Here is a 22,255-nt window from a genome sequence, read left to right on the forward strand (position 1 = left end):
CCTTCTCGTGTGCTTGGTCTGGTCAGCTGGCGGGCAGGGTGGTGAGGTCCTGCACCAGGACGTTGGACAGCACTGGGCCGTCGTTACGGACCTCGCGCAGGTACCAGCGCTGCACCGGGCGGTGCTCGGTGGGGTGGAACTGCCAGTCCCCGCGAGGGGAGACGACCCGCCCGACCTTCCCGATCGCGGCGTTGAGCTTCTCCCCGGTCACCTCGCCGTTCACGGCGGTCAGCGCCCGGTCGAGGACGGCGGCGGCGTCGTAGGAGGCCATCGCGAAGGTCGTCGGCTGGCCCGGATGGCCGGCGGCGGACCAGGCGGCGACGAAGTCCTGGTTGGCCTGGTTGGCGAGGGTGGGGCTGTAGTTGAGGACGTTGCGGATGCCGGTGGCCGCCGGTCCCTGCGCGGTGAGCACGGACCCTTCGGTCAGGAAGCCGGCGGCGTAGAGCGGGACGTCGGCAAGGTCGGACTGGGCGTACTGCTTGACGAACGCCACCGCCGCGGCCCCGGCGTAGAAGGCATAGACGGCCTTCGGTTTGGTCTCGGCGGCCTTGTTCAGGTACGGCAGGAAGTTCTCCGTCGCCGGGAACGGCGTGAACAGGGTCTTCCCGTCGGGGTTGGCGAGTTTCCCGCCGAGGCGGGTGAAGGTGTCGGTGAAGCCCCGCAGTTCGTCGCAGCCGCCCTGGTAGTCCGGGCCGATCGCGTACACCTGACCGTCGCCGACCTGCGCCTTGACGTACTCGGCGATGGCGATGCCCGGCTCGTCTGAGTTGTAGGAGGTGTGCCAGGTGTAGGCCAGGTCGCGGGGCTTGCCGCCGACGGGTGCGAACGCTGGCCGGGCGTTCGCGCCGAGCAGGGGCATCTTCCGCTGCGTGGTGAGGGTCTGCACCTTGTCGACCGTCGCGCCGCCGACCAGGCCGGTCAGGGCGACCACCTGGTCGCGTTCGAGGAGCTTCTGCGCGGCGGGGACGGCCGTGGCGGGGCCGTCGCCCTCGTCGGCCACGACCAGGTCGATTTTCCGGCCGCCGAGTTTGCCGTCGTGGGTGTCGAGGTAGAGGCGGAAACCGCGCTGCATGTCCTCGCCGACGGCGGCGTAGGTGCCCGACAGTGAGACCAGCAGCCCCACACGGACCGTGCCGGAGTCGGTGGCGGTGCTGCTGCACGCGGCGCCGGTCAGCAGGAGACCCACAGCGGTCAGGGCGGCGAGCCCACGTCGCAGGCGTGGTCGGGGATCAGACATCGAAGATGCTCCTTCGTCAGGGGTGAGGGGCGGGTTCTGCGGGCGCTCAGGGCTGCGCGACCGCCGAGCGGGGCGTGGTCTGGGTGATGACGTGCTCGATGAGGGCGATGAGCAGCCGGCGGACGCTGTCGCGGTCGCGGGCGTCGATGTCGACGATCGGCACGTCCGCGGCCAGGGCGAGGGCTTCACGGATGGCCGATGCGGGGTAGGAGCGGGCACCGGGGAACTGGTTGACCGCGACGACGTAGGGCAGCCGGACGTGGTCGACGTAGTCGAGGTGCCGGAACGAGTCCTGCAGGCGGCGGGTGTCGACCAGGACCACGGAGCCGGCGGCACCCCGGACGATGGCGTCCCACATGAACCAGAAGCGGTGCTGGCCCGGGGTGCCGTAGACGTAGACGGTGACGCCGTCGACGTCGAGGCGGCCGAAGTCCATCGCCACCGTGGTGGTGGTCTTGGCCGGCATGAGGGTCGTGTCGTCGTCGGCGTTGCCGGCGGACATGCGAGCCTCGGTCGTGACCGGCGCGATGTCGGAGACCGCGCCGACGAGGGTGGTCTTCCCGACGCCGAACGGCCCGGTGAGCACGATCTTCAGGCTCGGCGGCCCGCCGGCGGGTCCCCGGACGGTGAGGGCGGGTGCGGTCATCGCCGGCCGGCCGCCGCGGTGGTGAGTGTGCCGGCGAAGGCGGGGGTGAGCTGGTCGCCGACCTGCTCGGCGAAACGGCCGAGTTCCTCGGTGACGAACGCGAGGTCCGCGTCGCGGGTGGCCAGGGTCAGCAGCGACGCGCCGGTGCTCACCGCCACCAGAATCAGGAACCCGTGCGCCAGCTCGGTCAGGTTGCCCCGCACCCCGCCTGCGGACAGGTCGCGGGCGGCACCGTTGAGTAGGCTGTTCATTCCGGCCGCCACCGCGGCGAGGCGCTCGGCGGCGTCCCGGTTGAGCCCATCGGTCCAGGCCAGCAGCAGCCCGTCGGCCGACACGGCCACGGCCCGGCTGATCCCGGGCACGCGGGCGACGAGGTTGGTGTTCAGCAGATAACTCAGATCGCTCATGACTGGCCCTTCGACTGGGGAAAGCGGCGCTCGAGGCCGCGCTGGTAGGCCCCCGCCGTACGGGCCAGGCCACCCATTGAGCGGACCGGCGCGTCGGCAGCGGGCAGGGGCGGGGGTGTGAACGCGGACATGGGCTGCCGCTTCGGCAGGCCGTTGGCCGTGGTGGCGTCCTGTCCGGGCAGCCCGCGCGCAGGGGTGGAGGGCATGTGCACCGTGGCTCCCTCGACGAACCACGCCGGAGCCGGCAGGTGTCGGGCCGTCTCGTCGTAGGCCGGCGTCGACTCCGACTCAGTCGCCCGACGGGGCACCGGAATCACCGGCAGCGCCTGGGTAGGGCAGTCCGTCACGCTGAGGCTGGACGACCGGCGCCGGGCGGGCAGCGCGGCCGAACCGCCGCGCCGGGCCGGTGCCGCCGTGGGCGCGGGCAGGGTAAGGCTGGACGCGGGCGTGCCGCCGGGAGCACGCCGTCCGGCGATCGGGCCGGCGGGCAGCGCGGCCGGCTCCGGAACACTGATCAGGAGCTTGTCGGCGGGGATCTCGACCTCCGCTACCGTGCCGTGCGGCTGTCCCGGCAGCAGCCGCACGCGCAACCCGTGCGCCGCGGCCAGCAGCGCGACGGTGGCCAGGCCCTGGCGCCGGATGTGCTCCACCTCGATCATCGGCGCGGGCTCGGCCAGCTCGGCGTTGAGCCGAACCAGCAGGTCAGCCTTGATGCCGGGCCCGGTGTCGGTGACCTGGATGATCACCCGGTTGCCCAGCAGATGCCCGGTGACCACCGCGTCGCCGGGGCTGTAGCGAGTCGCGTTGTCCAGCAGCGACGCCAACAGGTGCACCAAGTCGTCGATCATCGGTGGCGGCACCAGCACCCGCTCGTCGATCACCCCGAGCCGCACCCGCCGGTACTCCTGGATCCGGCCCTGCGCCGCCTGCGCCACCGTCACCAACTCCGCCGGCTGCGGATGCACCGCCCCCAACGACCGTCCCGACAGCACCAACAGGCTCTGCGTGGCGTGCAGCAACTGCGCGGCGAGACTGTCCACCGCGAAGAACGTCGCCAGGGTCGCGGCGTCCTTCTCATCACGCTCGGCCATGTCCAACTCGCGCAGCAGCCGATGCGTCATCCCCTGACACCGCCGACCCACCGCCTCCACCGCGCCGGCCGCCACCCGCCGCTGCCGCGCCAGATCCGTCGAGATCCGGTACGTGTTCAACGCCAGCGTGTCGAACGCGGCGGCCACCTCGTCCACCTCGTCCCGCGCCGGATCGGGTGCCAGCGCGGCAGGCGGCGGCGGAACCGACGCCGGGTCGGCAGGATCCGCCGCGTCGACCCGGCGGACCAGGTCCGGCAGGTCCCGCTCCGCGACCCGGGTCACCGCGTCACGGACCCGCCGCAGCCGCCGCGCCAACGCCCGACCCTGCCGCCACGCCAGCACGGCGGCGGCCACGGTCAGCGCCACGGCGACCGCCGACAACACACCCGTGGTCATCCACTGCTGTCGGCGTTGCCGCCCCACCTCGGCGGCGATGTCCGCGTCGACGCGGGTCTGCACCTCGTGCAGCCGGTCGCGCCGCTCACTACTGGCCGCAGCCCACCGGGACGCGTTCACCCGCAACCGCTGACCCACCTCAGTACGGGCGACCTCGTCGTCGAGACGCTGCGCCGCGAGGACCTGCGGCCCGGACAGCGCCTGGTCCAGCCACGACCGCCACCGCGCCGGCGACCGCTGCGACACCGCCAGCAACGCCTCGTCATACCCGGCACGGGTCGCGGCCAGCTCCCGCTGCACCGCTTGCGACACCACGGCACCCTTGTTCGCGACTACCGCTGCCTGTTGGATACCCGCGTACTGCCCGGCCTGCGACAACGCCGCCGCCACCCGCAACTGGTCGGCCACCGCACCGTCCGCACCGCCGACCTGACCCACGGTCTCCCGCACCGCCAGCCCCTGCGCGAGCACCGCCCGATACCGCACCAGCACCGCCGTCAGCGACGCCGACCGCGCCTTGACCTGCTCCCGAAACACCGGAAGCAACCGCAGCTGCTCGTCGAACGGCCCCACCAGCCGACTGACCGAATCCGAAGCATCGAGCTCGCCGCGGCGCTGCCGGTAGGCGTCCACCGCCCGGTCGGATGCCGCGACCTGCTCGAGATAACCGTTGAGGCCACCCGCCGGATCACCGACCAGCCCGCCGGCGACCTGCCGCTCCCGGTCGAGTTCGTGCAGCACCTCACCCACCGCGGCCGACACCGCCACCAGCGACTGCAGGCGGTCGGCGCTGCGCGCCTGACGGCTCGTCGATGCCACACCCCACGAGGCGAAGACCAGAGTCGCCGCCAACGGGATCAGCAGCAGGAGCGCAAGCCTCCGAGCGACAGGCACAGCAGTCCTTCCCACGGTCCGGCGAATTGGCGCGGTCCTCCGCGCTACGGTCTTGCTCTGCAACGGGCCGGGGCATAACCCAGGCATCGTCGGCGACGAGAGTGACTAAAGGCGAAGACCGTCGATGTCGGTAAGGCTCGCCGTGCACGTCTGACAATTCGCCGACAATCCGCCCTTACTCGATGGCGGCCAGCGCGCCTGGGATGGCCGGCGAACATCGCCTACCGACGCGCTGCACCGCGGCTTGACCCGTCGAGGCCGCCCAATGTCCGGGCCGGTCAATGTCGGAGCTTTGTCAGAGGTCAGGGCATCGGGTTATCGACATCCGCGCACGCGGCCGTTAATGGGGCATCACCGTGAGCGCCAGCGGCGCGGACATCGGTGACGGGCGAGCCGGCCGCCGGCTGGTTCGCCTGCCTGTGCCCAACGCTCCCGTAGGAGGGATGTGCCATGGCCCCACGAACCATGCCCGAACCGGCTGAGGTCGGTCGCCGAGCCGCCGAGATCCTCGACCTGATCACACGCCACTCGTCGTCCGAGCGGCTGCGCAGCTCGTCGATGAAGTACTCCAGCTGCTGGGCGACGTTCACTGGGTACCCGGCGATCAGCCGGTGGTCCCTGGAACGGGACGCCGGCCCGCTGCTGACCGAAGCGATGCGGGTCCTCGCGCTCAAGGCCGCGGTGTTCGAGCTGTCCGGCGGCGACGAGGAGGCCGCGGAGCTGCTGGTGCCGGCGCCGGTCGACGAGATGATCCACGCCGTGCTGGCCCAGTTCACCCTGATGTCCCGGATGCAGCGCGACCTCGGGGTCACGTTCCCGCACGCCACGGAGCTGGAGGAGTTCACCTACACCCGCGGCTGCCTGACCGACGCGTACTACGCCGCCGCCGGCTGGGGACCGCAGCCGCTGCGGTACTGGCTGGACTCCGCCGAGGTGACCCGCCGCCTGAACCAGCTCAACGCCCACTACCAGGCCGCGGGCCTGGGACGTGACGGACGCAGCCACGACTTCGACTTCGACCAGCCGGACCCGGCGACCGCGCCCGTCGGGGTCAGCGGTTAGCCAGCTCCACCGACAACACCCGCCGCATGGCCGCCACCACCTGCTTCGGGTCGAATCTCTCGCCGGCGAGGCGCTCGGCGCGGGCGACGGCACCGAAGATCTGCTCCGACGGGGCGTCGCGCAGCACGGCGACGAGCCAGCCTTCCAGATCCACCAGGTCGGCAGGAAGCACCAGGGAGGCAGGCGTCGGCGCCGGTCGTGACGCCTGGTCGGGGACAGGCTCACCGCGTGAGGCGTATCTGCCCGGTGGCAGTCCGACCCGGTACGGGTGCACACACACCGCGATGCCCTCGGCGGTAACTCGCCATCCGATGTCCGGGTTGTAGGCGAACTCGGGTCCGGGCCGGTCGACCACGTCGAATTGGCCCGGCCCGAGCTGCTGGGCGGGACACACCACGCACGTCTGCTCACACCACTGCGGTAGCGGCCCGGACATGGCGCCGATGCTACGGCAACCAGGAGGTATCAGGCCATGACCGTCTTATCCCCTCCCCGGGCCGCCACCGTCGACCGCGCCCTACGCGACGCCCAGCGATGGTGCACCGGACACACCATCGACGACCGCCCCGCCTTGGCCCACGCGGTCCGGGTCGCCGTGACCATCGGCGAACATGTACTACACCCGGACCCTGATCTGATAGCGGCAGCGCTGCTGCACGACATCCCCGACTTCGCGCCCCGCACGCCGGACATCTACCAGGTCCTCGCCGTCGCCTACGGCCCGCAGGTACCGCGGATCATCGCCGCCCTGCACGCCGAGCACCAGGCCCTCGACATGCCGGACCCGCCCATCCGCGTCGACGACCTGCCGGTACTGCTCGCTTCGACCGCCGACAAGATCGTCGCGCTGACATCGCTGCTGCGACGGGCGCATACCAGCGGCGACGTCACCGACTTCCTCCGCAAGCGCCCGGCGCTACTCACGCTGCTGCCGCACTTCCGGGCCTTTCGCCAGGCAGCCCACCCCCGGGTACCGGCCGGAATGTCGGCACGCCTCGACACCGCGCTGGCGCTGCTTGAGAGAGCCGCCACCGGTATTCAGGCGGCGAGCAAACCATGATCGCCATTGGTGCCGCGTTGGCGGACCAGCTACGCCGCGACCTGCTCACCGCCGCTGGCCATCAACAGACCGGTGGGCAGGTCATCCAGGAGTGGGAACTGTCGACGGTGCAGCGGCTGTACCTGAGCGACGGCAGCAGTGTGATCTGCAAGCTCGCCACATCGCCGTTCACCGGTGAAGCCGCCGTGCTGCGGCACCTCAACGAACACGGCGCCGCCGTGCCCCATCTGCACGGCTACACGCTACGGCCGCACGCACTGGGCATGCTGATGGGCGACCTGGGGGACCCCCTCCGTTCAGCAACTATCGCCGAGGCCGCAGCCGCCGCCAGCGCAATCCACGCCATCCCGCCGGTGCCGACGCTGCCCGTGTTCGACCAGCGGACCCTGGCGCGCCTGCCCGAGCAGGCGCTCGCCGCACTCGACGAGCTGCACCGCCAGGGCCGCTTCGTCGACTCCGGCGCGGCCGAGGAACTGCTACGGCGGCTGGTAGCCGTGGCGGGCAGACGCGCCGACGGCGCCGAGCGAGAACCCTTCGGGCTGTGCCACGGCGAGTTCCACCGCAGCTCGCTGCACGTCAGCCGCGCGGGATGCCGTCTCGTCGACTGGGCGAAAGCATTCACCGGACCAGGCCTGCTCGACCTCGCCACCTGGTTCGGCACCCGCAATGCCGCAGACCCCGCTCAACTCACCCGCCTGATCCGCGCCTACGTCGCAGCCGGCGGCAGTCCCGACGCCCACTCGGACCGCGGCGGCCTGCCGGCGGCTCAGTGGGCGCTGGGATGGCACCGCGTGTGGGCAGCCTGGTGGTTTCTGACCACGGCCGCCGCAGGCCACCACCGGCCCCACACCGATGGCTCTCACGCCCAGGTCGTGCACCGCCAACTGCACGCTGCCGCGCAACTGCTCGGCGGTAGTCCCTCGGGATACTCGTCGCCCCAGCGGAACAAGCTCGCGGCCCCGCCTCCGCAGGCGTACTCCCACTCGTCCGGGGTCGGCGGCCGCAGGCCCCGGCGCTCAAGTGCGGCGATCAGCCAGGCGTGGTCGCGTTCCTGGTCGTCGTCGAGATCGGCCTCGTCATCGGATTCAAGAGCGTCGGCGTCCTCGGCGCGGACCGCGAAGAGCCGGGCCGGCAGCGACACCCGACGTGACACGGATGTCGCCGCCGCCACGAAACGGTCCAGCGGCCCGGTCAGGTCGTAGCCCGCAGCGGCCTCGGTGAAGTCGGCGAGTTGCCGAGCGCTGGGCACGAAACGGTCGGCATCATGGCCGAGCCGCACGGTGCCGCCCGGCACCAGGGCGAAGCGGACGCCGTCGCGTTCGAAGAAGGCGACCCGTCCGGTCCGGTTACCGAACACGTGCGGACCGATGCCGGCGAGACGGGTCTCGGTGGCCCGGGCGATGGCGGCGGCGGTGCGGCCGGCGGCATCATCGGAGAGCTCCAGCCAGTCGGACAAGGTGAGATCGGCGTACGACATGCTCGGATCATCCCCTCGGGGCTGGTGACACTCGCTACTGGAAATAGGCACTCGAGGCGAGAAACTTCGTCATCGAGTCGCCGTCCGCGACTCTCCGCACCTCGTGGATGAGGAAATCTCCGCCCGGGCCGTCGACGAACAGTTTGAATGCGTCGCTTCTCCCGGCGATGAAGCGGGAGAGCTGCTCGCCGTACCGTTCACAGTCGGCCCACTCGCGTACCGACACCACAGAACCGGAGCCACCGTCCGAAGCGGTGAGGCCAGCGCTGGACAGCCATTCCCGAAAGAAGCTGTTGATCTCGGTATCGTCACCGATGAACTGGACCATCAGGTCAACCATCGTGGCACCCGTTCCATGAGCGGTCGGCGTCGTGCGGGTCAGCCGGCTTGGTGACGCCCGCCGGCGGCCACGATCGCGGCGGCCGCCTCGTCGGCGCGGGTGTGCCGGCCGGTCCAGGTGGCCAGGTTCGACTTCTGCACCGCCCATGCGACCACGCGCTTCCCCGTCGAGGTCGTGACGGTCAGGCCGCCGTAACCGGGCGCGGCATCGACCACGTCCGCAAGCGCGACGTGCCGTTGGCCGTACGGATTCCGCACGATCAGCTCCGTCCCGGTGAGGATCACCGAGGGGCGCAGCGCGAAGCGCCACCAACCAGCCAGCGCGCCGAGACCGGCGAGCAGACTCACCGTCACGTTGCCCCAGAGGAGCCAGGTGGCGACGACCAGCAGAGGGATGAGGGCGAGCACACCGACCCGCCCGAGCGTGGAGACCCGCCACGTCCGCGACATGGTCTGGGATCGTAGCGTCCTCGGGGAGGCAGCGCTGCCCGCGCCCGGGACGGAGCGGGTCGACCCCGTCACGTCGCCCCGTCGGTCCCGGCCCGGCTGTTCGCGTGGGCCCAGATCCCCTGGATCATCGGCGTCTGGTGGGTGTACGCGGGTTGCTCCTCGAAGAGCAGGCGTTCGAGCTCCGGCGACGGGCCCCGCTCGGCGAGCAGCCAGGCGCGCACCCGCCAACCGCCGGCGCCGAGGAACTCCCGCCGGTCGGCCACCTCGACGAGGTGCTCCCGGTCCAGCAACCGCAGAAGTCCCGGCACGTGATCCAGCCACCCGCTGCGGTCGTAGCCGGCGTCGTCGTCCGCGTCCAGGTTCCGGCCGTACTTGTTGGTCTCTCGCTGGCACCAGTAGGAGGCCGAGTTCCCGGAGGGGTCGACGACGTAGTCGAGGTTCCACCGCCACGCCTGCGTGCAGTCCGAGTCGATGAAGGCCGTCGCGTGGCACGGCCCTCCGTGGCGTTGTAGATCAGCTCACCGGAGTGCCCGACCAGGGAGAGCACCGCATTGTCCGTCTTCCAGCAGAGGTCGCCGGTCTTCTTGGTGTTGTTGGCCGAACCGCCCATGTCCCGCCCGCACCCCTGGTAGCGGCGCTCGATGAACCCGCCGATCGAGGGCTCGAATCCCTCACCGATCCACGTCGGCTGTTTGTTGGAGGCGGCCTGCTGGCCGTCGACGGCCTGCGAGGAGTAAGACAGGCCGATCTGCGGCGCCGGTCCGCCCAACGCCGGGGGCGTGCGCATCGGATACGACCAGGTGAAGGCACCGGTGCTGCCGCCGGCAGCCCAGGTCGCCGACGGGCTCAGCGGGGTCGCCGAGTAGTCGCCGGCCGGACCGGAGGCTCCAGCCGTCGCCGCGACCAGGGACTGCGTCGCGCCGACCGATACCTCGGCCGACACCGACATGGTCGCGAGGTCGTTGCGTGACGGCGGGGGCGTGCCGGCACACTCCTTCCTCCCGGGCGTCGTCAGCGCGCACCCCGGGAGGGACACCAGCCGGAGCCGGCTGGACCAGTCCGCGCCGTAGGCCGTGGCGAACGATCGATAGTCGAGGCTCACCCTGGTCCGGCCGGCGGTGGCGACGCCGTCGGCGCGGCCGAGCCGCAGTACCACGCCGGCCACCCCGGCCTGCGCGGTCGTCTGTCGATCGAGAACCTCGACGCGTACCCGTTGCGGGGCCTGCGACGCACGCGGCGCCGCGGCCACGCGTACCGGCAGCCGCCCCGCCTTGACCGCGGCGGCGCCGGCCGTCGCGAGGTCGGCCACCTCGGCGCCGGTCGTCGGCCATACCGGCGTCGGTGAGAAGGCTCTCCCCCCGACGCCGATCACCCCCAGTCACGTTGGCGACATCTCGTTGGCGTGTCGTCCAGTGCCGGCGACACGTCGCCCATGGCGGACGGCGAGCGTGAGCGCACCGATGAGCGCTTCGAGAGCGAGAGCCGCCGGGTGGACCCGGAGGCGTTCGACGAACTCGTGGCGCGGGTCCGCACCGACGGGCACGCCCTGATCGACACCGTGGTCGGGCAGTGGCGGATGGCCGACGACCGGCGCGGCGAGGTGATCCGCCGGTACCCCTCGGACGCCCACGACGCGCTGGACACCGTACTCAATCTCGCCCGGCTGACGCCCGACGTGGCCAACGGGCTCGCCACCGGCCGGGAGAACGCGGGCGACCTGTGGCGCAGCGCCCGGGATTTCGCGGGGGCCGCCCGGCGGGAGACGGAGCGGGCGCTGGGCCCCGCGGCCGACACCGACGACGGCCGGTTCCTGCTCGACCTGACCGAGTATGTGGTGGAGCGCAACCGCTGACCGACTCGCGTCAGTCCTCCACCCAACCGTGCTGACGCCCCATGGCCACCAGCGCCCGCCGGGCCTGCAGGATCTGCGCACCGGTCATGGTCGGCACGTTCGCCAGCAGCAGCTCGGTGAGCGACGCCTCGAACTGCCCGACCGCCAGCACGTCGCACTCGTCGTCCTGCACCGGCGAGGCGGTGCGGGCCGGCACGGCGTTGCTCGCCCCGGCCAGCGACACCGGCGGCGGGTCCAGCGTCACGCTCGCGACCTTGGGGCCACGATCGGACTGCACGACCTCGTAACTCACCGTCATCCCGGCGGTGACCGCGTGCCGCTTGTCGCCGAAGTCGTTCGCGTGCACGAACACGTCGTCGCCGCCGTGCGCCGGCGCGATGAACCCGTAACCCCTGACGTCGTCGAACCGAACGATCGTGCCTCTTTCCACCACAAACCACCCGCCACTCGCCAGCCGAGCCAAACGCCTGTCCGACAGCCTAGCGAGCGTCGCCGTGACGGTTCTCACCGCGTCACCGAGGCAGGTCAGCGGCGTTGAGCGGGTACGAGCGGTACCCATGACGTCGTCTCCCGAGGTAGCCATGACCAGCATCACCGACCCGGTCGACCCGGCACACCTGCGGGCCGTGCTCGACGGACCGTGGGCCCGGGTCCGCGACGCGCACCGCGCACACCTCGACGAGCGTTTCCTGCCGGTCTACGGCGAGACCGGCGACGAGGCGCGGGAGCGGATCAGCCGCCTGCTCCGCGAACTCCCGGTCGAGCTGGGCATCGGCGGTGGCTTCCCCACCGAGTACGGCGGCGACTCCGACGTCGGCGCCTCGATCGTCGCGATCGAGATGCTGGCCCAGGTCGACCTGTCGCTGATGGTGAAGGCGGGCGTGCAGTGGGGCCTGTTCGGCGGCGCGGTCGCCGCCCTCGGCACCCGCCGGCACCACGACGCCTACCTGCGCGACATCATCGCCGGCGACATCTTCGGCTGCTTCGCGATGACCGAGACCGGCCACGGCTCGGACGTCCAGCAACTGCGCACCACCTGCGTGTACGACCCGCGGACGCAGACGTTCGACCTGCACACCCCGCACGAGGCGGCGCGCAAGGACTACATCGGCAACGCGGCCCGCGACGGCCGGATGGCGGTGGTCTTCGCCCAACTGGTCGTCGACGGGCGGCGGCACGGCGTGCACGCGTGGCTGGTGCCGATCCGCGACGACCAGGGCAACCCGTTGCCCGGCGTGACAATCGGCGACGCCGGCCCGAAGGCCGGCCTGCTCGGAGTGGACAACGGCCGGCTCCGCTTCGACCACGTGACCGTGCCGCGCGACATGCTGCTGGACCGCTACGCCCAGGTCGCGGCCGACGGCACCTACTCCAGCCCGATCGAGAACGACTCCCGGCGCTTCTTCACCATGCTCGGCACCCTGGTCCGTGGCCGGGTGAGCGTGGGCGGCGCCGCCTCGGCGGCCACCAAGGCGGCGCTGACCATCGCGGTGCGCTACGGCGACATCCGCCGCCAGTTCGGCACGCCCGACGCCGAGCGGGAGGTGCTGCTCAACGACTACCTCGCCCACCAGCGCAAGCTGCTGCCCGCGCTGGCCACCACGTACGCGCTGACCTTCGCGCAGGCCGAGCTGGTCACCGCGCTCAGCGAGGTGCAGGGCGGCGACGGCCCGGTCGACGAGCACCGGCAGCGGGAGCTGGAGTCCCGGGCCGCCGGCCTGAAGGCCGCGCAGACCTGGCACGCCACCCGCACCATCCAGATGTGCCGGGAGGCGTGCGGCGGCGCCGGCTACCTGGCCGAGAACCGGCTGCCCGGCCTCAAGGCCGACACCGACGTCTTCACCACGTTCGAGGGCGACAACACGGTGCTGCTGCAACTGGTCGCCAAGGGGCTGCTCACCGGCCACCGCGACGAGTTCGGCTCGCTGGACGGCTGGGGACGCGCCTCCTTCGTCGCCGACCAGGTCCGCGACATGGTGCTCGAACGCACCGCCGCGCGGGCGTTGATCGAGCGGCTGATCAGCGCCGTGCCGGGCCGCGACGAGGAGGTCGCCGTCACCGACCGCGGCTGGCAGCTCAAGGTCTTCGAGGACCGCGAGCGGCACCGCCTCGACGGCGCGGTCCGCCGCCTGCGCAACGGCGCCGCCCGGAAGAAGGACCACCCCTTCGACATCTTCAACGACGTGCAGGACCACGTCCTGGCCGTCGCCGCCGCGCACGTCGACCGGGTGACCCTGGAGGCGTTCGTCGCCGGCATCGAGGACGTCACCGACCCCGCGGCCCGGGCGCTGCTCTCCCGGGTCTGTGACCTCTACGCGCTCAGCGTCATCGAGGCGGACAAGGGTTGGCTGCTGGAGCACGGCCGGCTCACCCCGGTCCGCGCCAAGGCGCTCACCTCGGTGGTGAACGGCCTGCTCAAGGAGCTGCGCCCGCACATGCGGACACTCGTGGACGGCTTCGCCGTCCCGGACGCCTGGCTGCACTGCGCGATCCTGCGCGAGGAGCCCGACCGGCAGGAGACCATGGCCGCCCACGACGTCGCGACCGGACCGGCAGGCACCGTCAGCTCATCGCGAGACTGACGGCCCAGACCACGGCGGGGCAGGCCACGCCGGCCAACGCGGCCCGCAGCGCGCACCCCGTGCCGTACGTGCGACGGCCGGCAAGTTCCCGATCGGTCGCCGCGGGTTCCCGGCTCACCACGAGGTAGCGGCCGGTCCTGGGCAGCGTGAGCGCGGCGAGCCCGCTCTCGCCGTCGAGCGGGCCGCGCGTCCCCTGGATACCGGCCGGCGGGCCTCGGTAGGTTCGCTGTCATGAGTGACGACACCTTCCGTTCGGTGGAGATCGAGCGCACCGGCCTGGCGAGCTACACCGTCCGCAACGCCCGCGGCGGGTCGATCTCCATGGGCTCGGGCCAGGGCGACAGCTTCACGCCCGTGGAGCTGCTGCTGGCCGCCATCGGTGGCTGCACCGCCGTCGACGTCGACCACATCACCACCCGCCGCGCCGAGCCGGACGGCTTCTCCATCGTGGTCAGCGGCGACAAGATCAAGGACGAGTCCGGTGGCAACCGGATGGGCAACCTCCGGGTGGAGTTCACCGTGACCTTCCCGGACGGGCCGGACGGCGACCGGGCGCGCGAGGCGCTGCCTCGATCCCTGCGGCAGTCGCACGACCGGCTCTGCACCGTGTCCCGTACTGTCGAACTCGGCACCCCCGTCACGGTCGTCGACGTCGCCGGCGCCGCGGACGGGTGAGCCTTTCCGGTGAGGTAGTGCCGGCCCGCACCCGTCACCCGGTCCGCCGCCGACCCGCTGCACGATCATCGGCACCGGGTAGGGGGCGTCGGCGAGGTACCGTTCGCCCGCGGCGAACACGCTTCCGTCGGATGTTGAACTGACTCGTGTCACCCTCGACGACCAGCGGCCGGCCGCTGTCGTGGCCGACGAGCACCGCCCGTCCGCCCCCGGTCGCGGCGACGTCCAGCAGTCCCGAGTTCACCGCCGAGGGGCCCAACGGCACGTGCCCGGTCCAGGTGGCGCCGTCGAAGTGGCCAGCGTACGGCTGGCCGCGACCGTGGCGGTGACCAGCGTCGCCGCCGACAGGCCGCGTCGGATCGATGAATTCATGACGGTCTCCCCGAATTGGTGAACGGCCTTCAGCATCACGCCCGGCCACGGTCCGCGCGCGCCGCGCCGGTTTGCCGTAACGGAGCCGTAAGGACGCCGGCGGCCGGCGTGCCACGCCCGACCGGCCTATCGCGGTACCGCCCGGAACCACGCCTCCCGGTCGGCCGGGTCGGGTCCGCGGCGGGGCAGCGTCGGCGGCTGCTCCCCCGCCACCGGCGCGTAGTGGTCGAACGTGGTGGTCAGCACGGCCTCGCCGCCGGTGAGGTCGGGCAGCGCGGCGACCACCTGCGGGATCCGCGCCGACGGCAGAGCGCCGCTCACCTCGAGGTAGCCACCGGCGACCGCCGTGTCGTGGACGATCGCGCCGCACCGGCCGAGCAACGCCAGCACCGCCTCCACCGCGTGCTGCGGCAGGTTGACGTCGAACCGCTCGATCGGTTGGCACACCCGGGTGCCGGCCTCGCGCAACGCCGCCGCCACCACGACCGGGGCCAGGTTGCGGAAGTCCGCCGCCACTGTGGAGATGGACTTGTCGAACTTCTGGTGCGGCCGGCTCTGTCGCGGCCAGTACCGGGACGCGGTCATGGTGACCGTGCAGTCGGTGACCGGCCAGCCGTGCCGGCCGTGCCGGAACGCGGCCCGCACGCCCTCCTCGGTGGCGGCGACGAACGCCGGCGGAAGCCGACCGGGCTCGACCCCGGCGCGGAACTCGACGCCGTGCCCGACCGGCGCGGCCTCGATGCGCAACCCCAATCCGGCGAGGTAGGGATTGCCACGCTCACGCACCCGCTCCTCGGCGCAGCCGGTGCCGGCGACCCGTTCGATACACGCCGTCAGGGTGCCGGAGAACCGCACCCGGACCCCGTAGCGGTCCGCCATCAGGGCGGCGAGCACCTCCTTCTGCACCTCGCCGTGCAGGCGGATCACCGCCTCCGCCCGCTGCTCGTCGAGCCGCAGGTCCACCAGCGGGTCCTCGTCGGCCAGTTCGGCCAGGCCGGCGAACATCGCCAGTCGCTGCTCCGGCTCGACCGGCTCGACGACTGCCTGCCTGGTCGGCGGCGGGAACCGGTAGGCGTGCCGGCGCGGCGGGTCACCGATGTGCTGGCCGATCCGGGCGGACACGCCGCGTACCGCGGCGATCTGCCCGGCGGACACCGACGGGCGCACCAGAACGCCGTCGGGCTCGATGACGCCGATCTGGGTGACGGTCTGGGGGCGGGACCCGGCGAGACGCACCCGGTCGCGGACGCGGAGCCGCCCGGACCACAACCGCAGCCAGACCCGCCGGCCCTGACCGTCGCGGTCGACGGCGAAGACCGTGCCCGCCAGCGGACCGTCCCGCTGCTCGCCCCGGGGCAGCAGGTCGGCGAGGAGGCGGCACAGGTGCCGCACCCCGGCGCCGGTGATCGCCGAGCCGCACGCCACCGGGCTGATCGCGGCCCCGCACACCGCGTTGCGGATCGCGCGCCGGACGTCGCGCACGCGCACCGGCTCGTCGGTCAGCCACCGGGCCGCCACCTCGTCGTCGACCTCCGCCACGGCCTCCACCACCGGTTCGGCGTCGAGGTGCACGGCCCGTACCCGGGCCTGGTGGGTGCCCTGACCGGCGACCGTGGTGAGCACGACCGGGCGCGCCCCGAGCCGCCGGCGGAGCTGGGCGGTCACCCGCTCGACGTCGGCGCCGCGCCGGTCCACCTTGTTGAGGAAGAAGACCGTCGGCACGCCGGTGCGGCGCAGCGCCCGCCAGATGGCGACGGTCTGCGGCTGCACGCCTTCCACGCTCGACACCACCAGCACGGCGGCGTCCAGCACCGCCAGCGACCGCTCGACCTCGGCGATGAAGTCGGGGTGGCCGGGGGTGTCCAGCAGGTTGACGCGCAGGTCACCGATCGTGATCGAGGTGACGGCGGCCCGGATGGTGATGCCGCGCCGCCGTTCCAGATCCATCGAGTCGGTGCGCGTCGTGCCGGCGTCGACGCTGCCCAACCGGGCGACGGCGCCGGCATCGTAGAGCAGGCGTTCGGTCAGGCTGGTCTTTCCGGCGTCAACATGGGCGACGATTCCGAGGTTCAACAACGCCAAGGCAGAACTCCACGGTGGGACGGGTCAGGGTCCGGGGCGTGGAATCTGCTCGCATCGTCACTCCTCCTCGTGGTGCTGCTGGTCGGCTCCAGGTTCACATGCCCGCGGCGGCCGTCGCCACCGATTTCGGCGGCGGGCGGCGACGGGTCAGGGTGTCCAGCGCCCAGTCGAACTCCTGCGCCTGCCCCGACCAGGTGGCGCCGATGCCGTCGCAGGTCGCGTCGCCGAAGGCCTTCGGCTCGCTGTCCGCGTCGTTCCGGGTGAAGGGCTACGCGGTCTCCGCGATCACCACCGGCTTGCCGTAGCGCCCGCGCAGGTCGACGATGTCTCGGTGGAGGTTGGCCAGGCTGCCGTGCCACATGCAGTAGTAGGACAGGGCGGTGACGTCCCACCGCACCCCCTGGGCGCGGATGCCGTCGTAGAACCAGCGGGCGTTGGCGTTGCTGTCGGCGTCCGCGGTGGCGGTCGTGACCGCCGCGACCAGGGGTTTGGGGCGGCGCGAGGGTGTGCTTACGGGACTCCTCATCCGGGTCGCTCAGCCCACGGCGCAGCGGGCGCCGTTCAGCGAGAAGTCGGTCGGCGGCGCGTCGCTGGCGCTCCACCGTCCCTGGACGCCGAACGTCGCGGAGCCGTCGGGCGCGAGGACGCGGTTCCAACCGGCGTCGCGGGCGGTCACGGTGGCGCCGCTCTGGCCGAGCGTGGCGTTCCACCCGGAGGTGACCTGCTGGTCCCCCGGGAAGGCGAAGGTGAGGGTCCAGCCGTCGATCGGCACCGCCCCGGTGTTCTGGACCGTCACGGTGGCCACGAACCCGCCCTGCCACTCGGACTGGTTCCGGTAGGTCACCCGGCAGGTCGAGGGCGGCGGGGGTGTGGGGGTGGACACCGTGGGCAGGGTGACCGTGTCGGAGGCGATCGACACGTTGCCGACCGCGTCCCGGGCCCGCACGTAGTAGAGGTTGCGCAGCGGCGTCGGCGGAGGCAGCGACGCGGTGTAGGTCGTTCCCGGCAGGGTGGCGACGAGCGTCGAGCTGAACCAGCCGTCGAACCGGTAGACGTCGTACCCGAGCACACCGACGTCGTCGGTCGACGGTGACCAGGACAGCGTGGCGGTCGATGCGGTCACCTCGCCCACGGTCAGGTTCCGCGGGGCGCTCGGCGGGGTGGTGTCCGGGCCGGTGTCCGTCACCGGGGTGACCACGGTCAACGCCGGCGTTGCGGTCGAGCGGTGTCCGACGCTGTCGCGGGCGGCCACCCGGAAGGAGAACTGCCGGCCGGGCCCGAGGTAGGTGGTGATCGTGGTGGCGGTGACGTTCCCGACGCTGGCGCTGAAGATGACGTCGCTGAATGCCTGGTAGTACGTGATGTCGTAGCCGACGACGGGGCAGCAGCCGGGCTCGGCGGCCGTCCAGGTGAGGGTGACGGATCCGGTCCGCACCTCGCTGGCGGTCAGGTTCGTGGGCGCGCCCGGCGGGAAGGGCGAGGTGTCCGGCGTGCTGGACGCCGTGCTCGGCGCCGGCGGGGCGGATCCGGTCGGGTCCGCGGTGGACACCGTCGCCGTGCCGGGTGCCGGCGCGAGCGCCGGGTGCGCGGCGGGCGGCGTACTGCCCGCGCCGGCCGCCGGCGCGGCACCCAGGGCGGCTCCGAGCAGCACCGTCACCAGCGCGACGACGGCCGGTGGACCGGGCCGCGGACGGCGGGACAGCGGGAAGGTGGGGACGCCTGTCATATCCCGACCATGCCGCCACTTTATCGATGATCGCCAACGTGTCTCACGCCTCGGTCGGTGGGCGCGACGGCCGGCCGGCGGGGGCCGGGGCGTTGTGCGGCCCCTAGCCGGCGGCACCACTCCCTTAGCCCGGCCCGAGCGGCCCGTGAATGGCACGCGCCGCGTTTCCCGGTGCCATCAGCGTCGATACTGTCGAGGCGTGACACCTGTCAGCACGGCCACGCACCCGGCGCCCCTCGGCGCCGGCCTGGCCTCCGCTGGCCCAGGACCCGTTTCTCCGGCACGGAGGAAGCCATGATCGAGTCCATTCTCCCGGCCGCGGTCACGGCCGTCGACACGTTCGTGGACCCACCGGACGCCACCCTCTTCCGCGACGAGGAGGCCGTCATCCGGATGGCGGTCGACAAGCGCCGCCGCGAGTTCACCACCGCCCGGTGGTGCGCCCGCCAGGCGATGGGTCGGCTGGGCCGACCGCCCGCGCCGATCCTGCCCGGCGCCCGGGGTGAGCCGCAGTGGCCGGAGGGCCTGGTCGGCAGCATCACGCACTGCGCCGGCTATCGCGGCGCGGTGGTCGCCGAGCGCGGGCAGGTCACCACGGTCGGCATCGACGCCGAGCCGGACGAGCCGCTCGCCAACGGCATCCTGGCCGCCATCTCGCTGCCCGAGGAACGTGACCGCATCGCCGTCCTCCAGCACGACCACCCGGCCGTGTCGTGGGACCGGATGTTGTTCAGCGCCAAGGAGTCGGTCTACAAGGCGTGGTTCCCGCTGACCGGCCGGTGGCTCGACTTCGAGGACGCGAAGGTGGTGCTCGACCCGCTCACCGGCACGTTCACCGCCGGCCTCCTGGTGAGCGCGCCGTGGGTGCAGGGGCGGAAGCTGACCGGCTTCTCGGGGCGCTGGCTGGCACGCAACGGGCTCATCGTCACCGCCATCACCGTGCTGGCTCCCGCCGGCGCCCGGATCCAGCCCGCCGGCCGCCGGGTCGCCGCCCGCCGGCCCCGCTGAGCCGCCGCCCCGAACACCACGACGGCCGTGCCCCGAGGGGCCCGGCCGTTGCGGTGCACGAGGCTCAGCCCGCGGCGGAGAAGTCGAGGTTGAGGTTGGCCGGAAGGTCGGTGCGGCGGGTCACGTTCAGCTTGCGGTAGGTCCGGGTGAGGTGCTGCTCGACCGTGCTGATGGTGATGTAGAGCTTCATGGAGATCTCCCGGTTGGTGTACCCCTCCGCCGCGAGGGCCGCGACCCGCTGCTCGGCGTCGCTGAGCAGGGCCGCGCCGGCGGCCGGGTTGAGCGGCTGGGCGAGCGGCTCGGACTCGTCCCAGCCCGCGCCCCGGGTGAGGATCTTCAGCAGTGGCTGTGCCTGCGCCTTGTCGGCCAACGCCCGGGCCCGGCGGGCGATCATGCCGGCGCGGCGGGACTCGCCGAGCACGTGATAGGCCTCGGTGAGGTCGGCCAGGGCGCGGGCCAGCTCGTACTCGTCACCGCCGCCGCTGGCCAGGTCGACGGCCTGGCGCAGAAACATCGGGCGGTGCCGCAGCTCGCTGGTCGCGGCGAGCAGGCGCATCGCCATCCCGTGCACCCGGGGCGAGTCCTTGCCGCACCGGGCGAGTTGCTCGTCGATCAGCTTGCGGGCCGGGCCGGGGCGGCCCATCCGCAGCAGCGCCTCGGCGGCGTCGGTCCGCCACGGGATCAGCCCGGGGACGTCGAGCTTCCACCGGACGGCCAGCTCACCACACTGCTCGAAGTCGCGCAACGCGAACGGAAGCTGACCGATCGCCAGGCTGTAGCGGCCCCGGGCGTGCAGGTAGTGCATGCCGTACCGGGTCTGGAACATCTCCGCGGCGACGGGCTGGTCGAGCTGCTCCCGGACCAGGTCGTCGTCACCCATCGCGGTGGCCGCAGTGATCAACGCCGCGAGCGGGCCGCCGACGGCGACGCCCCAACTGCTCGGCGGCATGCTCTCCAACGCCAGCCGGGCGTGCCGGACCGCGGCGGGCAGCTCGCCCAGGCGCAGCGAGATCTCCGCCCGGATCGCGGCCAGCCGGGCGAGCCGGCTCGGCGCCCGGCGGGCGCCGGCCTCCTCGATGAAGGCGTCGCACCAGGGCACGGCCCGGTCCGCGTGGCCGCTGTAGGTGAGCGCGAACAGGGCGCTCTCCACGGTGTCCAGGCTCATCTCGTCGAGCCGGGAGTTGTGCAGGATGCGCTCGACGCCGGCCGCGAGCGGCTCGGACGGTCCGCGGGTGAGCACGGTGGCCAGCGCGCTGGCGGCCTCCAGGCGATGCCCGGCCGCGACGGTCGGGATCGGCGTGGGGGCGAGCGGCGCCTGCGGGCGCAGCATCGGGAAGAACGACGGGAAGGTGGCGCGCAGCAGCGGCCGGGCGATCGCCAGCTCCGTGAGGGTTTCCTGGTCGTGCTCGTCGGCCGACGCGTTGAGCTGTTCGAAGACCGACCGGGCGTCGGCGAACTGGCCGTTCCAGAGCAGGGCCTTGGTGAGCACCAGCGCGTCGTCGCTGCGCAGGAAGCCGTTCTGCATCGCCGCGGTGAGCTCGGGCAGGTAGCCGGTGGACATGCTCGGGTTGATCCGCCAGCCGGCCCGCATCATGGTCGTCATGATCGTGGCGCGGTGCCGGTCGTCCGCGCACGTCCGCCAGGCGAGCCGGAGGTAGTCGACCGCCGCGTCCACCCGGCCGGCGCGCAGGGCCTGCCGGGCCGCGTCCTCGAGGACCGGCACCACCCAGGGGTCGTCGGCCTGACCGGCGCGCAGCAGGTGCTCGGCGACGACCTGGCTGACGGCGCCCTCGTGGTAGGCGATCTCCGCTGCGCGCCGGTGCAGCGCGATCCGCTCGCCGTCGTCGATCTGGGCCAGCACCACCTCGCGGGCCACCGGGTGCCGGTAGTCGCCCCGGTGCAGCAGGCCGGCCGCGGTCAGCACCCGGATCACCTGGGCGACCTGCGCCGACTCCAGCCCGCTCAGCTTGTCCAGCGAACCGGCGTCCGGCAGGATCGCCAGCGCCTGCGCCACCCGCTGCGTGCGCTCCTCGGTGCGGCGCAGACAGGAGAGCACGGCCTCCGCGTACTGACCGCCCGGCACCGGCTCGTCACCCGGCGCGGCGCCGTCGGCGAGCGCCTGCCGGTGGTCCTCGACCAGGCCGCCGACCAGCAGCGGGTTACCGCCGCTGACCTGGTGCCAGCGGGGGGCGAGCCGCGCCGCGTCGTCCTCGCCCAGTTCCTCGGCCGCCATCTCCCGCACGCCGTCCACGGAGAGCGTGGCGAGCCCGATGTGGGCGCCGTGCGGCGGGCGGGCGAGACCGTCCGCGTCCAGCACCGGAGCACCGGAGCGCCGCTGTCCGGAGTGGCTGAACACCGCCAGCATCGGCGCGAACCGCACCCGGCGGGCCAGGTACGACAGGCAGACCAGCGAGGCGTGGTCGGCCCGGTCCAGGTCGTCGACCACGACAGCCAGCGGATAGCGTCGGGACAGCTCCAGCAGCACGGTGCAGAGCGAGTGCACGATCTGCGGGTCGAGGCGGTGCGTTCCGCCGTCACCCGGGGTGAGGGTCTGCGTGCCCTCGTAGAGGAGGTTCATCGCGCGTCGCCGCTCGTCGTCCACCAGCGGGGCGTCCAGCAGCAGTTGGCTCATCACGCCGAGCGGCAGGTCCTGCTCGGACCGCGACCCGGTGGCGGTGATGGCCAGGCCGTTGAGGTCCACCACCCGGTCGGCGAAGGTGTTCAGCAGCTCGGTCCTGCCGGTGGCCACCGGGCCCGTGACGACGGCGACCCGGCCCTTCCCGGCGACCGCGGCGGCCAGCAGGCCGTCCAGTGTCTCGATCGCCTCGGTACGCTCCACCAAACCCATCTTCTTCACTTCCTTAGTCACGAGAGGCGCCGTGGGCGGCGCGTTCCAGCG

Annotated in this window: 20 protein-coding genes and 1 pseudogene; 6 read left to right on the forward strand and 15 right to left on the reverse strand. The window is 72.6% G+C overall.

The annotated features are described in order from the left end of the window. Positions 1–22 precede the first annotated feature (22 nt). The 4 genes from T398_RS16090 to T398_RS16105 are packed head-to-tail and all read right to left on the reverse strand — an operon-like array spanning position 23 to position 4,671. A complete protein-coding gene (locus tag T398_RS16090) occupies positions 23–1,237 on the reverse strand; it encodes an ABC transporter substrate-binding protein (protein WP_496447863.1) in 1,215 nt (404 codons plus the stop codon). A gap of 46 nt (positions 1,238–1,283) precedes the next feature. Beyond that, a complete protein-coding gene (locus T398_RS16095; protein WP_496447864.1) occupies positions 1,284–1,883 on the reverse strand; it encodes a GTP-binding protein in 600 nt (199 codons plus the stop codon). Then, positions 1,880–2,290 (reverse strand): roadblock/LC7 domain-containing protein, encoded by a 411-nt coding sequence (locus T398_RS16100; protein WP_496447865.1) that lies wholly within the window; start codon positions 2,288–2,290, stop codon positions 1,880–1,882. The genes T398_RS16095 and T398_RS16100 overlap by 4 nt, the downstream gene beginning before the upstream one ends. Next, positions 2,287–4,671, reverse strand: coding sequence for a sensor histidine kinase (locus T398_RS16105; RefSeq protein WP_496447867.1), 2,385 nt, complete (start codon positions 4,669–4,671; stop codon positions 2,287–2,289). The genes T398_RS16100 and T398_RS16105 overlap by 4 nt, the downstream gene beginning before the upstream one ends. Before the next feature lie 450 nt (positions 4,672–5,121). Between T398_RS16105 and T398_RS16110 the strand changes: the two genes are divergently transcribed. Next, a complete protein-coding gene (locus T398_RS16110) occupies positions 5,122–5,733 on the forward strand; it encodes a hypothetical protein (protein ID WP_357500122.1) in 612 nt (203 codons plus the stop codon). On the opposite strand, the gene T398_RS16115 is transcribed toward T398_RS16110, so the two are convergent. Further along, positions 5,723–6,169 (reverse strand): hypothetical protein, encoded by a 447-nt coding sequence (locus tag T398_RS16115; RefSeq protein ID WP_047890447.1) that lies wholly within the window; start codon positions 6,167–6,169, stop codon positions 5,723–5,725. The two genes, T398_RS16110 and T398_RS16115, sit on opposite strands and share 11 nt — an antisense overlap. 36 nt (positions 6,170–6,205) lie before the next feature. Between T398_RS16115 and T398_RS16120 the strand changes: the two genes are divergently transcribed. Then, entirely contained in the window at positions 6,206–6,793 is a 588-nt protein-coding gene (locus tag T398_RS16120; protein ID WP_496447869.1) for an HD domain-containing protein, read from the forward strand. A gap of 29 nt (positions 6,794–6,822) precedes the next feature. On the opposite strand, the gene T398_RS16125 is transcribed toward T398_RS16120, so the two are convergent. From T398_RS16125 to T398_RS16145, 5 genes are all read right to left on the reverse strand, one after another. Continuing rightward, a complete protein-coding gene (locus tag T398_RS16125; RefSeq protein ID WP_496447871.1) occupies positions 6,823–7,026 on the reverse strand; it encodes a hypothetical protein in 204 nt (67 codons plus the stop codon). A 626-nt stretch (positions 7,027–7,652) separates the two neighbouring features. Beyond that, entirely contained in the window at positions 7,653–8,270 is a 618-nt protein-coding gene (locus T398_RS16130; RefSeq protein ID WP_496447872.1) for a hypothetical protein, read from the reverse strand. 34 nt (positions 8,271–8,304) lie between these two features. After that, complete coding sequence (locus T398_RS16135) at positions 8,305–8,610, reverse strand: hypothetical protein (protein ID WP_496447874.1); 306 nt, start codon at positions 8,608–8,610, stop codon at positions 8,305–8,307. Positions 8,611–8,648: 38 nt separating this feature from the next. Continuing rightward, on the reverse strand, positions 8,649–9,059 hold the full coding sequence (locus T398_RS16140; RefSeq protein WP_496447875.1) for a PH domain-containing protein: 411 nt from the start codon (positions 9,057–9,059) through the stop codon (positions 8,649–8,651). Between the two features lie 68 nt (positions 9,060–9,127). Then, positions 9,128–9,367 carry a hypothetical protein gene (locus tag T398_RS16145; protein WP_496447876.1) on the reverse strand — a complete coding sequence of 80 codons (240 nt, stop codon included), beginning with the start codon at positions 9,365–9,367 and terminating at the stop codon, positions 9,128–9,130. A 1,094-nt stretch (positions 9,368–10,461) separates the two neighbouring features. Between T398_RS16145 and T398_RS16150 the strand changes: the two genes are divergently transcribed. Further along, positions 10,462–10,911, forward strand: a complete 450-nt coding sequence (locus T398_RS16150; protein WP_358044717.1) for a hypothetical protein — start codon at positions 10,462–10,464, stop codon at positions 10,909–10,911. A 10-nt stretch (positions 10,912–10,921) separates the two neighbouring features. Here the strand turns inward: T398_RS16150 and T398_RS16155 are convergent, their stop codons facing one another. Beyond that, positions 10,922–11,344 carry a cold shock domain-containing protein gene (locus T398_RS16155; protein WP_496447878.1) on the reverse strand — a complete coding sequence of 141 codons (423 nt, stop codon included), beginning with the start codon at positions 11,342–11,344 and terminating at the stop codon, positions 10,922–10,924. A gap of 148 nt (positions 11,345–11,492) precedes the next feature. On the opposite strand from T398_RS16155, the gene T398_RS16160 reads away from it, so the two are divergent. Both T398_RS16160 and T398_RS16165 read left to right on the forward strand, forming a co-directional pair. Then, positions 11,493–13,493 (forward strand): acyl-CoA dehydrogenase family protein, encoded by a 2,001-nt coding sequence (locus tag T398_RS16160; protein ID WP_496447879.1) that lies wholly within the window; start codon positions 11,493–11,495, stop codon positions 13,491–13,493. Between the two features lie 231 nt (positions 13,494–13,724). Then, a complete protein-coding gene (locus T398_RS16165) occupies positions 13,725–14,168 on the forward strand; it encodes an OsmC family protein (RefSeq protein ID WP_358044729.1) in 444 nt (147 codons plus the stop codon). 498 nt (positions 14,169–14,666) lie between these two features. Here T398_RS16165 and T398_RS16170 read toward each other — a convergent pair whose 3' ends face one another. The 3 genes and pseudogenes from T398_RS16170 to T398_RS16180 form a co-directional block, all read right to left on the reverse strand. Further along, complete coding sequence (locus tag T398_RS16170) at positions 14,667–16,622, reverse strand: GTP-binding protein (RefSeq protein WP_496447881.1); 1,956 nt, start codon at positions 16,620–16,622, stop codon at positions 14,667–14,669. Positions 16,623–16,773: 151 nt separating this feature from the next. Next, positions 16,774–17,082, reverse strand: a pseudogene (locus tag T398_RS16175) (glycosyl hydrolase 53 family protein); the annotation flags it as partial. 75 nt (positions 17,083–17,157) lie between these two features. After that, a complete protein-coding gene (locus tag T398_RS16180) occupies positions 17,158–18,348 on the reverse strand; it encodes a cellulose binding domain-containing protein (protein ID WP_496447883.1) in 1,191 nt (396 codons plus the stop codon). A gap of 294 nt (positions 18,349–18,642) precedes the next feature. Here T398_RS16180 and T398_RS16185 point away from each other — a divergent pair, with 294 nt between their 5' ends. Beyond that, on the forward strand, positions 18,643–19,356 hold the full coding sequence (locus tag T398_RS16185) for a 4'-phosphopantetheinyl transferase family protein (protein ID WP_358044737.1): 714 nt from the start codon (positions 18,643–18,645) through the stop codon (positions 19,354–19,356). 64 nt (positions 19,357–19,420) lie between these two features. Here the strand turns inward: T398_RS16185 and T398_RS16190 are convergent, their stop codons facing one another. After that, positions 19,421–22,225 (reverse strand): helix-turn-helix transcriptional regulator, encoded by a 2,805-nt coding sequence (locus T398_RS16190; protein ID WP_496447885.1) that lies wholly within the window; start codon positions 22,223–22,225, stop codon positions 19,421–19,423. Positions 22,226–22,255 lie beyond the last annotated feature (30 nt).

The organism is Salinispora goodfellowii (assembly GCF_059570675.1).

Excerpts from the sequence above, each read along its gene's own strand:
- T398_RS16090 (WP_496447863.1), bottom strand. The coding sequence starts at position 1,237 with ATGTCTGATCCCCGACCACGCCTGCGACGTGGGCTCGCCGCCCTGACC.
- T398_RS16095 (WP_496447864.1), bottom strand. The coding sequence starts at position 1,883 with ATGACCGCACCCGCCCTCACCGTCCGGGGACCCGCCGGCGGGCCGCCG.
- T398_RS16100 (WP_496447865.1), bottom strand. The coding sequence starts at position 2,290 with ATGAGCGATCTGAGTTATCTGCTGAACACCAACCTCGTCGCCCGCGTG.
- T398_RS16110 (WP_357500122.1), top strand. The coding sequence starts at position 5,122 with ATGGCCCCACGAACCATGCCCGAACCGGCTGAGGTCGGTCGCCGAGCC.
- T398_RS16115 (WP_047890447.1), bottom strand. The coding sequence starts at position 6,169 with ATGTCCGGGCCGCTACCGCAGTGGTGTGAGCAGACGTGCGTGGTGTGT.
- T398_RS16120 (WP_496447869.1), top strand. The coding sequence starts at position 6,206 with ATGACCGTCTTATCCCCTCCCCGGGCCGCCACCGTCGACCGCGCCCTA.
- T398_RS16130 (WP_496447872.1), bottom strand. The coding sequence starts at position 8,270 with ATGTCGTACGCCGATCTCACCTTGTCCGACTGGCTGGAGCTCTCCGAT.
- T398_RS16135 (WP_496447874.1), bottom strand. The coding sequence starts at position 8,610 with ATGGTTGACCTGATGGTCCAGTTCATCGGTGACGATACCGAGATCAAC.
- T398_RS16140 (WP_496447875.1), bottom strand. The coding sequence starts at position 9,059 with ATGTCGCGGACGTGGCGGGTCTCCACGCTCGGGCGGGTCGGTGTGCTC.
- T398_RS16160 (WP_496447879.1), top strand. The coding sequence starts at position 11,493 with ATGACCAGCATCACCGACCCGGTCGACCCGGCACACCTGCGGGCCGTG.
- T398_RS16165 (WP_358044729.1), top strand. The coding sequence starts at position 13,725 with ATGAGTGACGACACCTTCCGTTCGGTGGAGATCGAGCGCACCGGCCTG.
- T398_RS16180 (WP_496447883.1), bottom strand. The coding sequence starts at position 18,348 with ATGACAGGCGTCCCCACCTTCCCGCTGTCCCGCCGTCCGCGGCCCGGT.
- T398_RS16185 (WP_358044737.1), top strand. The coding sequence starts at position 18,643 with ATGATCGAGTCCATTCTCCCGGCCGCGGTCACGGCCGTCGACACGTTC.